Source organism: Tumebacillus lacus, from assembly GCF_026410385.1.
In the GTDB taxonomy this organism is placed as follows: domain Bacteria; phylum Bacillota; class Bacilli; order Tumebacillales; family Tumebacillaceae; genus Tumebacillus; species Tumebacillus lacus.
On the sequence record NZ_JAPMLT010000003.1, the window covers coordinates 167,039 to 180,338 of the forward strand.

The window sequence follows — 13,300 nt, forward strand, 5'->3', positions numbered from 1 at the left end:
GGGGAGCATATCATGGAAACCAACGATTCGATTTGCCGCGCACTCGGTACCAAAGAAACGTGATCATCATCGTAATCCCGATGTGCAAATACAAAACTGCATCATTTTCGGACGTTTCGTAGAAAGGCTGAAATACAAGCCAACCGATCAAGCCGTACACGACTCCCAACATGATGACGATTCTAGTCATCTCCAATACAAACAAGCCTGCTATGGACATATGTACCTCCTTCTCTTGGCTCAAATTGGATAAATAAGCAACAACAGATGTTGAAACCGAATATCCCACAACCACCCCGACCGGGTCAAATAAAAAACGCTGTTTCCTATTGGAAACAGCTTTTTTTCTACCAGTTTCGATCAGTCTTCTTTTTTCACCACAGCATGGCCGCCAAATTCGTTGCGAAGCGCGGCGACGACTTTGCCGTGGAAGGTGTCGTCTTCGAGCGAGCGGTAGCGCATGAACAGCGACATGGCGATGACCGGAGCGGACGCTTGCAGTTCCAGCGCGGTCTCGACCGTCCATTTGCCTTCGCCGGACGATTGCATGACGCCTTTGATGCCGGACAGTTTCGCGTCTTTGGAGAAGGCGCGCTCAGTCAGGTCCATCAGCCAGCCGCGGATGACGGAGCCGTTGGCCCAGACGCGGGAGACGTCTTCGTAGTTGTAGTCAAACTGGGACTTTTCGAGGACTTCGTAGCCCTCGGCGATCGCCTGCATCATGCCGTACTCGATGCCGTTGTGCACCATCTTCAGGAAGTGGCCGGAGCCGTTCGCCCCTGCGTACAGGTAGCCTTTTTCCACGGAGATGTCCGCAAAGACCGGCTCGATGTGGGCAAATACGTCCTTGTCGCCGCCGATCATGAAGCAGCCGCCGTGACGCGCCCCTTCCATGCCGCCGGACGTGCCGACGTCAAAGTAGTGAATGCCGCGAGCGTTCATTTTTTCCGCACGGCGCAGCGAGTCTTTGTAGTGCGAGTTGCCGCCCTCGATAACGATGTCGCCAGTTTCAAGGATGCCGCTCAACTCTTCCAAAACGTTTTCCACGATGTCGCCCGCCGGGACCATCACCCAGACGATGCGCGGTGCGGTGAGCTGCTCCGCCAGTTCTTTGATCGAGAACGCCGGGTTCGCGCCTTTTTCCGCGAGCTCCTTCACAGCGTTTTCGTTGACGTCAAAAGCGACGGCGCTGTGGCCGTTGTCCAGTAGGTTCAACACGAGGTTGTACCCCATTTTGCCAAGGCCGATCATGCCGATTTGTCGTTTGTCTGCCATTGTTCTGGTTCACTCCTTTGAGTTCGTGCTTTCTATGTATCTCTGTGGTAATTCTTTCTTATTTACACGATCACGTCAAGCAAGAGAATGAAAATCAAGGAAATGACATTGTTGTCTGTAGTGTGGGTCAGCAGCATAGGATGTATGCTCCGTGAACAGGAAAAAGCCCCGGTGCGGGACCGGGGCTTTGGAAGACAGGTTAGCGGGAGATGAAGTAGACGTTGCGAACAGAGCGGTCGGTCGATTGGACCTCGGCGACGACTCGTGCTTTGGTGCTGTCGGTGAGTGCGGTGGTGCCGGAGTAGGTGCTGGCACCGCCTGTGCCAGCCGGGAAACCGGAGCCGTTGGTGCCGATGCCGTTTCCAGTGCCGGAGAGACCGGTCGTGCCGGAGATGCCCGGCACGCCGTAGGTGCCTTGGCGATCCGTCGCCGTGGTGCCCGTCGCGCCTGCTCCGCGGTTGGCACCTGCGCCGTAGGTCGTGCCGGTTCCGGTGTTGGTGCCGGTGCCGTACGTGCCGGTCGTGCCTGCGCCGCGGGTGTCATCCATGCCGTTGTTGCCCTGCACCGTACCGCCGCGTGCGGTGTTGTAGGTGCCCGGCACCATACCGGTCGTGCCGCCCGCGGCACCGTTCGCTCCCATCGTGCCGGTGCGGTTGTTGCCGGTCGTGCCGTTGCCCGCACCAACGCCTGCTGTGATGCCGCGTCCCACCAGCAGACCGGTGCGCAGATCGGTCGCCGCCTGCCCGACAAACACGAACGCATTGTTGCCTGCCACGTAAACAGTCGAGCCCGTCATGCCCGGCAGCCCGCTGATGCGCGTCGAGATGTCGCGTTGCTCGCGAACGCCCCCGCCGCCGAGCAGCGGGAAGTTGCCAAGTCCCGTCGTCCCGTCGTTGTTTGTGCGCGCATTCTGAGCACCTGCCGCATTGTTCGTGCGCCCCGTATCCGTCGTGCCCGTGATTCCCGCACGATTGTTGTTGTTCGTCGTGCCGCCATACGTGTAGCCGTTATTCGCACCTGCGCCGTTGTTCGCACCGGCTCCCCCGATGCCCGTGCCGTAGGTCGTCCCGCCAAGGCGGGAGCGCGTCGTATCGGTCGCCGTATCGCCCATTCGGCCTGCATTTCGAACGGTGCTCGTGCCTTGGTTGGTCTGCATGCCTTGGGTCTGCGCCCCTTGGCCAGTCGTGTTGTTTTGATCCGCGTTCTGGTTACAACCCACGAGCAACGTACCGGACAGAGCCAAGAGCGACACACAGGCAGCAAGCTTCTTCATCAAGAAAGCCCCCCTTCAGATATCTGACCCGAGACTATTGTCTGCCGGGGGGAGCCTGCCTAGACTGGTGTTCTGTTTCCTCAGATGACAGGCGGGTCGTCTTTTGACAGATGATACTGCAAAAACACGACCGTCCGCTTCAAATAGTTATTGGGATCGGCGTTGAACGTGCCGACGTGATCTTGCGACGGCGAGACCCACAACACCGTATTCGGCGCGCTCGACGCGTGTTGCAACATTCGGCTCTCCGTCGCCGGGATCACCTCGTCGCCCTCCGCATGAATCAAAAACACCGCCTTCGACTGCATCTGCCCGATCGCCCGGATCGGTTGCACATCACGGACGTCGATCCCCGTCAGCACCTTAATCTCCCACAGAATCAACTTCGGCAGGAAAAACAAATCCGGCATCGCGTGCAGATTGGGCAGATGTTCTTGTAAATACAAGTTGAGGTCCGTATACGGCGAATCGGCGATCACCGCCCGCACTTCCGGCACATGGGGCGCCACATCGAGCGCAGTCGACGCACCCATCGAAAATCCAACCAGCCCGATCCGCCGATACCCCTGTTCTTTCGCATAGTCGATGGCGCCGAGCAGATCGTCTTTTTCATAATAGCCGAGCGACGTCGTGCCGTCGTCCGACTCCCCCGAGCCGCGAAAATCGAACAGGATCGAAGAGATGCCTTCCTCATACAACGCGTCCGCCAGATACAAGGCCACGCTGGCACTTTCCCGATTTTCCTTGTACCCGTGGGCGAAGATCACCACTTGATCCGGCTTTGCTCCTTGGATGTGCCAGCCGCGCAACGTGATCTGATCATCGTGAGAAGGAAACGACACATTTGCAAAAGGCATTTCAAAATACTCGGGCGTGTTCTGGATCGGCTTTTTATCCGGATGCGTGTACATCCAGCCGAGCCAGCCAAAGTAGACGGCGGGGACGACAGCGAGGAGCATGACAGGCAGGGAGATCAGGAGCAACAAACGATTGCGTTTCAACAGGGTGAGCCCCCTTTGCAGCAGAGATGCACGTTTCCCTTTAGAATGCCCATATTTTGCCTGTCACAATCTTTCGTCCCGCACAAAAAAGGCCCCCGCCATCATCTGGAGGGAGCCTTTCGTTCTGTATAAAAGATACCTTAACCGCCGAGGTACGCTTTTTTGATTTCGTCCGAATCGGCGAGCTCTTTTGCGTCGCCTGCCAACACGATCTTGCCCGTCTCGATGACGTAGGCGCGATGCGCGATCGACAGTGCCATGTTGGCGTTTTGTTCGACGAGCAGCACTGTGGTGCCCGATTCGTTGATCTCCTTGATGATCGAGAAGATCTCTTTGACGAGCAGCGGCGCGAGGCCCATCGACGGCTCGTCGAGCAAGAGCAACTTCGGGCGTGCCATCAGGGCGCGGCCCATCGCCAGCATCTGCTGTTCGCCGCCGGAGAGCGTGCCGGACAGCTGCTTTTGACGCTCTTTCAGGCGTGGAAATTTGACGTAGACTTTTTCGAGGTCGCTTTTGACCTCTTTGTCTTTGCGCAGATACGCGCCCAGTTCGAGGTTTTCCTCGACCGACATGTTGGCAAACACGCGGCGTCCTTCCGGGCAATGGCAGAGACCGCGCTTGACGATCTGCTGTGCCGGTCGGCCGTGGATCGTGTCGCCGAGGAACTGGATCGAGCCGCTGGTCGGCTTGAGCAGACCGGACAGCGTCTTGAGGATCGTCGATTTGCCTGCGCCGTTGGCGCCGATCAACGTGACGATCTCCCCTTCCTTCACATCCAGCGATACCCCTTTGAGCGCATGGATTGCGCCGTAAAATACGTTGATGTTGTCGACTGCTAACATCCGGCTACACCTCCTGGCCCAGATACGCTTCGATGACGTGCGGGTTGGTGCGGATCTCTTCCGGCGTGCCGGATGCGATGATCTGCCCGTGGTCGAGCACGTAGATGCGCTCGCACACGCCCATGACCAGACCCATGTCGTGCTCGATCAGCAGGATCGTGATTTTAAATTCGTCGCGAATCCAGCGGATCAGGTTCATCAGATCGACCGTCTCCTGCGGGTTCATTCCCGCGGCCGGCTCATCGAGGAGCAGCAGTTTAGGTCTCGCCGCCAGCGCGCGGGCGATCTCCAAGCGGCGCTGTTCGCCATACGGCAGATTTTTGGCGATCTCATCCTTTTTGCCGTCGAGGTTGAAGATCTTCAGGAACTCGACCGCTTTCTCCCGCATCTCCGCTTCGCCTTTGAAATGGCCCGGCAGACGGAAGATCGAGGTGAACAGGCTGTGACGTGCATGCATGTGATAGGCGACCATGACGTTTTCGAGGACGGTCATGTCGCCGAACAAGCGGATGTTTTGGAACGTGCGGGCCGCGCCGCGCTTGGTGATCTGATAGGGGCGCAGTCCACCGACCGATTCGCCGGACAGATGGATCTTGCCGCCGGAGGGCTCGTAGACACCGGTCAGAAGGTTGAACAGGGTCGTCTTGCCCGCGCCGTTCGGCCCGATCAGGCCGACCAGTTCCCCGTCTTGGATCTGCATGTTCACATCGGAGACTGCTTTCAGACCCCCGAACACGCGGGAGACGTTGTCCACATTAAGCAGAAGTTGTTGAGCTGCCATCTTGCGAAGAGCCCCCTTTCTTGACCATTTTCTTGGCCGAGAATCCGCCGAGCAGACCTTGCGGGCGGAAGATCATCGTGAAGATCAGGATCAGCGAGTAGATGATCATGCGCAGTTCCGGATACTCTTGCAGGTAGGTGAACAGCAAGGTGAGCAAGATCGTGCCGAGCACGACGCCGCCGGTGCTGCCAAGGCCGCCAAGTACCACGAAGACGAGGATCTCGAACGATTTCATAAAGTTGAACGAGGTCGGCTGGATGATATAGAAGTAATGCGCGGTTAAGCCCCCTGCGAGGCCGGCAAAGAATGCCCCGACGACAAACGCGTATACTTTGTACTTGGTGACGTTGACGCCCATCGCTTCCGCCGCGATCTCATTTTCGCGCACGGAGATCATCGCGCGTCCGTGAGTCGATTTGACGATGTTTTGGATGACGAGGATCGTGATCAGGACGAGGAAGAACGTCCAGGTCCAGTTGGTCAGTTTGTCGATGCCGTTCATGCCCGACGCGCCGCCGACATACTCGGTGTTCAGCCAGACGATGCGGATGATCTCGCCAAAGCCGAGCGTCGCGATCGCCAGGTAGTCGCCTTTCAACCGCAGGGTCGGCAGGCCGATCACAAGGCCGGCCAACGCCGCCGCCACGCAGCCTGCGAGCAGCGCGACCGGGAAGGACATTTGAAAATTGTAGGTCATGATCGCCGAGACGTACGCCCCGATGGACATAAACCCGGCATGACCGATGGAGAACTGTCCGGTGAAACCGTTGATCAAGTTCAAGGAGACGGCGAGGATGATGTTGATGCCGATCAGGACGAGCGTGTCGACGTAGAAATCGTTCAGCCACATCCCGGTGATCAAAAACTGCACCACCCCGTAGAAGACCAAGCTCAGCACGAGATAGAGGAAGAATTTTTTGTTAAACACGTTCGATCACCTACACTTTCTCTCGCACGTTTTTGCCGAACAGACCGGACGGCTTGAAGATGAGGATCAGGATCAGGATGGCAAACGCCGCTCCATCCCGCCACAGGGAGAACCCGGCCGACGAGACGCCCGTCTCGACGATGCCGAGCACGAGACCGCCGACCAGCGCGCCCGGGATGATCCCGATGCCGCCGAGGACCGCTGCGACGAACGCCTTCAGGCCCGGAATGATGCCCATCAGCGGGTCGACCGACGGATACATGACGGCGAACACCACGCCCGCCGCACCGGCCAGCGCCGAACCGATCGCGAAGGTGAAGGAGATCGTCGTGTCGACGTTGATCCCCATCAGGCGTGCCGCTTCCATGTCGTAGGAAACAGCGCGCATCGCTTTGCCCATCTTGGTTTTGTGCACCACGTATTGCAGCAGCACCATCAGGATGACGGTGACCGCGAGGACGATGATTTGAACGGAGTTGATCGTGACGTCGCCAAACAGGGTGTATTGCGTTTTCGTGACGATCTCCGGGAAGCCTTTCGCTTGCGGACCCAGAGCGTAGATGCCGAGGTTTTCCAGCAGGAAGGAGACGCCGATGGCGGTGATCAAGATGACGATGCGGGCAGCGCCGCGCAGCGGACGGTACGCGAGACGTTCGATCAGGACGCCGAGGATCGCGCAGACGGCCATCGCGAGGATCAGCGACCAGAACAGTCCGAGACCCGCTTTGGCTGCAAAGTAGCCGACGAAAGCACCGACCATAAACACGTCACCGTGAGCGAAGTTGATCAGCTTGATGATCCCGTAGACCATCGTGTACCCGAGCGCGATCAGAGCGTAGATGGAACCGATGGAGATGCCGTTGATCAACTGTTGGACGATATACTCGAACATGTTTCACACCTCGATTCGTTTTTTGCGAGATGGCAGAAAAAAGGAGAGTGAATGCGTGTTGCACATCCACTCCCCTTGTTCCAGCGTTCTACGGTTGGACTTTGTCATAGAAGACTTGCTTGCCATCCTTGTGTTCGAGGATAACAGCCGCCTTGACCGGGTCGTGGTTCTGATCGAGTGTGAGAGTGCCGGTTACACCAACGAAGTCTTTCGTCGCTGCCAAAGCTTCTTTGACTTTTGCTTTATCAACAGAGCCTGCGCGCTTGATCGCGTCGGCGATCATGTACATGCCGTCGTAGCCGAGAACGGCCATCGAGTCCGGAACTGCGTTGTACTTCGCTTTGTACGCGTCAACGAACTTTTTAACTTTCGGGTCCGGATCATCCGGGGAATAGTGGTTGGAGATGAAGGTGTTGTTGAGTGCCGCTGCGCCCGCGATTTCCACGAGCTGCGGAGCGTCCCAACCGTCGCCGCCCATCATCGGGACGGTGATGCCCATCTCGCGTGCTTGCTTGACGATCTTGCCGACTTCTTCATAGTAGCCCGGGACGTAGATGACATCCGGGTTCAGAGACTTGATGCGGGTGAGGACCGCGTTGAAGTCGGTGTCTTTCGTTTGATAGGACTCTTCGGCGAGGATCTTGCCGCCGCCTTTTTCAAACGCTTCTTTGTAGAATTTGTGCAGACCTTTGGAATAGTCCGCCGCGTTGTCGGAGAAGATGACCGCCGTTTTTGCGTTGAGCTTTTTCAGAGAGAAGTTCGCCATGACGGTGCCTTGGAACGGGTCGATGAAGCAAGCGCGGAAGACCCACTCGTTCAGCTTGCCTTTCTTGCTGTCGAAGGTGACGTTCGGGTTGGTCGCCGAAGCGGAGACCATCGGGACTTTCTTGTCGTTGGCCACTTGGACAGCTGCCAGTGTATTTGTGGAGGTGGTCGCCCCCATCAGGATGTCTACTTTGTCCTGCGTGATCAGTTTGGTCGCCACGCGGGTGGATTCTTCTGCTTTCGAGGCGTTGTCAGACTTGATGATCTCGATTTGCTTGCCAAGCACGCCGCCTGCAGCGTTGATCTCGGAGGCTGCCAGTTCGATCGCATTGAGTTGCGATTGGCCGAATGCTGCGACACCGCCGGTCATCTCGAAGTTGGCGCCGATTTTGATCGTGTCACCATTGCTGCCGCCGGAAGTCGACTTGGAGCAACCGACAAGGCCGGTGGCCAAGGTCAGCGCTGCCGTCACAGCGATCAGTTTTTTCGACAGTTTCATTTGATAAATCCCCCTTTTTCATTCTTACAACTTGGGAAAATCAATTAAAATGTTTACAATCATTGCTGTGAACTTTCGAACTATTCACCCTAGTCACATTGGTGTAAAAGTTCTGAATATTCCTGAACTCATAGTACATGATTTATTTCAAAGCTTCACGCGTCCTATGAGCTCGTTTCGTCAATCTATATCTATGTAGCGTGGGGATACGATTATTATCACTATTTTTCTCGATTTCTTGGGTGAGTGTTGTAGGAAGGCTGACTCCATAGTATAGTAGCTTTTATAGGAAATAACTAGGAAGTCTATTCGGGGTGGGGTACTGCAATGCTGGGGTATGAGTTTGTCTACGGGAATTTGTTCGATGGTTGGCTGTTGCTGTTGACTGCTTCCCCCCTGTTGCTGTTTGTCGGGTGGCATGTGATGCTGCTGTCGACGGGCGGCCGACCGGAGGCTGTGCGTTCTTCGGTGCCGGTGTATGTGATGCCGGAGGATTTGAATTGGAACCCGTATACGTCGAGCAAGGAGATCCAAACGGAGATCGCCGATGCGGTGTTGACGGCGCAGATGTTGCAAAAGGAGAAGTCGGCCGAGTTTACGTTTGAGGAATATGCCAAGCATTTGAAGACGGATGAAGCACGCCGCGTGGCGAGATTGATCCCCGTGCTGCATATCTATACGGCCGCTTCGGTGGAACGTGCGTTGGGGTTGCGGTGACGAGTTGCTTCATAAAATATACAAATGAGACACTTGATCGTGAAGTTCGGACTCTCGATACGAGTACGGCAGAAAGGAATCGGACAGCATGCCTGCACAGACGAAACGACCTTCGATCTTACATAGTTGGCTTCGTGCCATTCGACCGGCCGCGTTGATCTTTACGCTCCTCCCTGTGTTGCTCGGGGGCGGGTTTGCGTTGGTCGACCGCGGATTTGACGGGTGGCGGTTTTTGGTGGCGATGGTGGCCGCTTTGTTTTTACAGATGGGGGCCAATCTGCTCAATGACTGCTACGATTATTTGAAAGGCGCGGATACGAAGGAGACGCTGTCCGTTTCCTCGCCGCTGCGGGAAGGGTGGATGACGGCCCGGCAGGTGTATGTCGGTGGCGTGATCTGCTTGGTGACGGCGACGGTGCTCGGCCTTTGGTTGGTGAAGGTCGGCGGATGGTTTGTGTTGCTGCTCGGTGTGCTGGGGCTGGCAGGGGCTTATCTGTATTCGGCCAGTCGGGTGGCGTTGTCGTGGCACGGGCTCGGCGAATTGGCCGCGTTTTTGTTGCTGGGGCCGTTGATGGTGCTCGGGACTTATTATGTGATGGTGCAGCTGGTGTTTGTGCATGTGCTGGTGAACGCGATTCCGCTAGGGTTGTTGGCGGTGTCGGTTTTGCATGTGAGCAATTTGCGGGACCGTTTGCATGATGAGAAGATCGGGAAAAGGACGTTGGCGACGATGCTCGGGGCGCGAACCGGGAAGGCGCTTTATCATCTGCTGATGGTGCTGGCGTATGTGGCGTTGGTGGTGCTGTGGCTGGTGGATTTGACGCCGGTGACGGCGTTGGTCGCTCTGTTGGCGGTGCCGCTGGCGGTACGGAACCTCTATTTGGTCAGTCGGACGGATGATCCGGTGGAGTTGAATTTGGGGCTGGGGCTGACGGTTTTGCATCAGTTGGTGTTTGGGATGTTGAATGTGTTTGGGATCTATTTGTATTACTTTTTGCAGTAAAGCCAACCTGGTGGAGGTTGGCTTTTTTTTATTTATTGGAGGAGGAAGACGGTGAGGTGCGCGACGGCAGTTCCGATGAGAGAGCCAAGAAGGATATCGGCCGGGTAGTGGACGCCGACATAGACGCGGGAGAGCGCGAGAAGGGCGGCGAGCAGGAGCATCGGGATGCCGACGGGCGGGAGGAGCAGCCAGACGGCGACGGCAAGGGCAAATCCGCAGGCGGCGTGGTTGCTCGGGAAGGAGGATGTGGGGGCGTGGGGCAGCAACGGCTCAAAGCCCTCTTGGATGAAAGGGCGTTGGCGGAAGTACAGGCGGCCGAGGAGCTCATTGAGGGCTCGGGTGGCGGTGGCGGCCAGGATCGCGGCGAGGACCGGGAGGTAGGCTCCTTGGAGGGCAAGCAGGCCGAGGATGAGGAAGAACCAGAGCGGACCGCGTTTGGCGATGTGGAGGATGAATCGGTCAAGGTTATGGTGGCGGCCGATGGGGCGGCGGATTTGGTTGAGAAGTAGTTTGTCCATGGGGTTATGATAGCATATTGGGGGTGGGGGTCGGAAGGGTTAGGTTGGGGGTGGGGTGACAGAAGGGCAGAGGGAAAAGGCGGGAAGATGTTGAGGGCTTCCCGCCTGTTTTGTTTGCTTTGCTGTTTGACCAGCGCTTGCCGTGTCCTCCCCTGCCCTTTCGTCGGCGGCTTAGGCGGGGGTGGTGGTGCGGCGGTCGAGGATGCGGGCGGCTTTGCCCTCGGAACGAGGGATGGTGTTTGGGGGGTGGACGGTGAGGGCGATGGAGACGCCCAGTTCTTCTTTGAGACGGTGGCTCAGGCGGCCGATCAGGTCGGCCGGGTGGGTCCCGTGGTGCGGGGCGTGCGCGGAAGTGACCTCGACGTTTAGTTCGACGTGGTCGAGCGCGCCTTCGCGGGTGAGGACGACTTGGTAGTGCGGGGCCAGCTCTTCGAAGGTGAGGAGGATGGCTTCCAGTTCGCTCGGGAAGACGTTGACGCCGCGGATGATCAGCATGTCGTCGATCCGACCCTTGATGCGCGACATGCGCATGGTGGTGCGGCCGCAAACGCAAGGCGTCGGGTTGAGGGAGGCGATGTCACCGGTGCGGTAACGCAGGATCGGGAAGGCTTCTTTGGTCAGGGAGGTGAAGACGAGCTCGCCTTCGCTGCCGCAGGGCAGGGCTTCGCCCGTGTCGGGATCGATGATCTCGGCGAGGAAGTGGTCTTCGGCGATGTGCAGGCCGTCTTGGGCCTCGTGGCACTCGCAGGCGACCCCAGGCCCCATGACTTCGCTGAGTCCGTAGATGTCGATGGCGGTGAGGTTCCATTTGGCTTCCAGGGTTCTGCGCATCTCTTCGGTCCAAGGTTCGGCACCGAAGATTCCGTATTCGAGGGAGCTGGAGGCGGGGTCGAGGCCCTTTTTCTCCATCTCTTCGGCGATGTTGAGGGCGTAGGAAGGTGTGGCTGCGATGCCTCGCGGCTCGAAATCTTGGATCAAGGTGATCTGGCGGGCCGTTTGACCGCCGGAGACGGGCACGACGGTGGCCCCCATCGCTTCGGCGCCGGCGTGCATGCCGAGGCCGCCGGTGAAGAGGCCGTAGCCGTACGCGTTGTGAAAGAGGTCGCCGGGGCGGCCGCCTGCGGCACAGATGGCGCGGGCGCAGATCTCCGCCCAGTGTTCGAGGTCTTGCTTGGTGTAGCCGACGATGGTCGGCTTGCCCTTGGTTCCGGAGGAACCGTGGATGCGGGCGATCTCGTCGCGGTCGCAAGCGAAGAGACCGAACGGATAGTGATCGCGCAGGTCGCTTTTTTTGGTGAACGGCAGTCGCCGCAGGTCGTCGAGGGTATGGATGTCAGACGGGCTCACGCCCGCTGCGTCCAATGCTTGGCGGTAAAAGGCGACTCTATCGTAGACTCGTTGCACGGTGGCTCGGAGTCGTTCCAGTTGCATCTCTTGCAGTTTGTCGCGGGTCATCGTCTCCATGCGTTGGTTGTAGATCATCCTGCGCCCCCCTTGGTGTTGATAACGGAATATATGAACTATACGAACTTTTCTTTCTAGTTCCTCCTTTTGGGGAGAAAAAAAACCCTCTGAGTATCAGAGGGTTGCTTGGACATAACCGTAGTTGGCGGCCGTGTCAATGTGGAACATGATGCTGGAAGCTCCCGGGTAGAGGCCGTTCCAGTAGATGTCTTGTCCGCTGCGCGAGGTGGGGACCGCTGCGGTCATGCCCACGTTGCCGCGCATCATGTCTTCATAGTACGCTTGGCTCTGGCCTTGCGGCGAGAAGGATTGGAAGCGCATCACGACTTTGCTGACCTTGTCACCCGAGAGGGTGACTTCGACGATCTTGTCGCCGAGGAGGTAGCGATGGACGCTGCCGTTTTTGCCGAGGTACTGGTTGTATTGGAAGTAGCTCTCCATGTCGGACTGGGTCGTGCCGAGCAGCGACTTGAGCAGCCCGCCATCAAGCAGGGCCGCGACAGAAGTCGGCGGCGGGGTGACGACCGGCGGCTCTTGTTCCTCAGCGGGAGGTGTGGTCACCGGCGGCGGTGGCGGCGGTGTGGTGCGCGGCGGTTCGTTCACCGGCGGCGGCGTCGGGGTCGTGCCTGTCGACGGAGCTGGTGTCGGCTGCGGTTTGGCAGTCGGGGCGGTGGTCGACGGCGTCGTCGTCGATCCGCTCGGCGTGGTGCCGACCTTGCCTGCCGAGATGCTCGGAGTCGAGGTGCTCGGCTTGTTCGGGACGTAGGTGTTGCCTGCATAGCGGGCCGAGCCGTTGTTGCGGTCGAGCGAGACGAGCTGCGATTGCAACGGTTTGGAGATCTGCGACGTGGCAGTGCCCGATTTGGACTGGGCGGCCAGAATGCCTTGACCGCCGTCCGGCAGCAGCGCGAGGAATTCGGCCGGGAGCGGTTGACCTGCTTTGAGCAGTTCCATCACTTCGCCGAGAAACGCGAGTTCGGTGTCCTCCCCTGTCCCGCCGCCCGAGGGGAGCGCCTCCGGGGTGCTCTCGGTGTCGGCAGGACTCGGCGGCTGTTCGTCCACCGGTGTCTCGTTGACGGCGACTGCTCCCTCTTTGTGCGCCTCGGGCGCCGTGGAGGCGTTCGCCTCCAGCGAGGGTGCAAATGCTTGCAACACGACGAGCACACCTGCCAGAAACACCGATGCGCCGCCGAGGAAGGCCCAATATTTGCCGTACGGGCTCTTGGCCAATACGGTACCCATCATCATGATCATCGACATCAGCGCAATCGCTCCGAGCGCGATGATACCTATCGTGAACATGCTTCTGCACCTCCGGTCTGTCCGATTCTTTGGTCCTGTT

The 13,300-nt window shown here is 58.2% G+C and carries 13 protein-coding genes; 2 read left to right on the plus strand and 11 right to left on the minus strand.

Annotation, left to right across the window (positions count from 1 at the left end):
* Positions 1 to 360: 360 nt before the first annotated feature.
* The 8 genes from gnd to OS242_RS08105 form a co-directional block, all read right to left on the minus strand.
* On the minus strand, positions 361 to 1,275 hold the full coding sequence (gnd, locus tag OS242_RS08070) for a phosphogluconate dehydrogenase (NAD(+)-dependent, decarboxylating) (protein ID WP_267151168.1): 915 nt from the start codon (positions 1,273 to 1,275) through the stop codon (positions 361 to 363).
* 199 nt (positions 1,276 to 1,474) lie between these two features.
* On the minus strand, positions 1,475 to 2,548 hold the full coding sequence (locus tag OS242_RS08075; protein ID WP_267151169.1) for a hypothetical protein: 1,074 nt from the start codon (positions 2,546 to 2,548) through the stop codon (positions 1,475 to 1,477).
* Positions 2,549 to 2,628: 80 nt separating this feature from the next.
* Positions 2,629 to 3,549 carry an alpha/beta hydrolase gene (locus tag OS242_RS08080; protein ID WP_267151170.1) on the minus strand — a complete coding sequence of 307 codons (921 nt, stop codon included), beginning with the start codon at positions 3,547 to 3,549 and terminating at the stop codon, positions 2,629 to 2,631.
* A 140-nt stretch (positions 3,550 to 3,689) separates the two neighbouring features.
* On the minus strand, positions 3,690 to 4,391 hold the full coding sequence (locus tag OS242_RS08085; protein WP_267151171.1) for an ABC transporter ATP-binding protein: 702 nt from the start codon (positions 4,389 to 4,391) through the stop codon (positions 3,690 to 3,692).
* Between the two features lie 4 nt (positions 4,392 to 4,395).
* Complete coding sequence (locus tag OS242_RS08090; RefSeq protein WP_267151172.1) at positions 4,396 to 5,172, minus strand: ABC transporter ATP-binding protein; 777 nt, start codon at positions 5,170 to 5,172, stop codon at positions 4,396 to 4,398.
* Positions 5,147 to 6,100 (minus strand): branched-chain amino acid ABC transporter permease, encoded by a 954-nt coding sequence (locus tag OS242_RS08095; RefSeq protein WP_267151173.1) that lies wholly within the window; start codon positions 6,098 to 6,100, stop codon positions 5,147 to 5,149. The genes OS242_RS08090 and OS242_RS08095 overlap by 26 nt, the downstream gene beginning before the upstream one ends.
* Positions 6,101 to 6,110: 10 nt before the next feature.
* Positions 6,111 to 6,992, minus strand: a complete 882-nt coding sequence (locus OS242_RS08100; protein ID WP_267151174.1) for a branched-chain amino acid ABC transporter permease — start codon at positions 6,990 to 6,992, stop codon at positions 6,111 to 6,113.
* Positions 6,993 to 7,080: 88 nt separating this feature from the next.
* Positions 7,081 to 8,256 (minus strand): ABC transporter substrate-binding protein, encoded by a 1,176-nt coding sequence (locus OS242_RS08105; protein WP_267151175.1) that lies wholly within the window; start codon positions 8,254 to 8,256, stop codon positions 7,081 to 7,083.
* A 327-nt stretch (positions 8,257 to 8,583) separates the two neighbouring features.
* Here OS242_RS08105 and OS242_RS08110 point away from each other — a divergent pair, with 327 nt between their 5' ends.
* Positions 8,584 to 8,973 (plus strand): hypothetical protein, encoded by a 390-nt coding sequence (locus OS242_RS08110; protein WP_267151176.1) that lies wholly within the window; start codon positions 8,584 to 8,586, stop codon positions 8,971 to 8,973.
* Between the two features lie 88 nt (positions 8,974 to 9,061).
* A complete protein-coding gene (gene menA / locus OS242_RS08115) occupies positions 9,062 to 9,976 on the plus strand; it encodes a 1,4-dihydroxy-2-naphthoate octaprenyltransferase (protein WP_267151177.1) in 915 nt (304 codons plus the stop codon).
* 32 nt (positions 9,977 to 10,008) lie between these two features.
* Here the strand turns inward: menA and OS242_RS08120 are convergent, their stop codons facing one another.
* From OS242_RS08120 to OS242_RS08130, 3 genes are all read right to left on the minus strand, one after another.
* Entirely contained in the window at positions 10,009 to 10,494 is a 486-nt protein-coding gene (locus OS242_RS08120; RefSeq protein WP_267151178.1) for a phosphatase PAP2 family protein, read from the minus strand.
* A gap of 171 nt (positions 10,495 to 10,665) precedes the next feature.
* The gene (locus tag OS242_RS08125; protein ID WP_267151179.1) at positions 10,666 to 11,976 is read right to left on the minus strand and encodes a phenylacetate--CoA ligase family protein; all 1,311 of its coding nucleotides are present in this window, start codon (positions 11,974 to 11,976) and stop codon (positions 10,666 to 10,668) included.
* A 96-nt stretch (positions 11,977 to 12,072) separates the two neighbouring features.
* Positions 12,073 to 13,260 (minus strand): hypothetical protein, encoded by a 1,188-nt coding sequence (locus OS242_RS08130; protein ID WP_267151180.1) that lies wholly within the window; start codon positions 13,258 to 13,260, stop codon positions 12,073 to 12,075.
* Positions 13,261 to 13,300 lie beyond the last annotated feature (40 nt).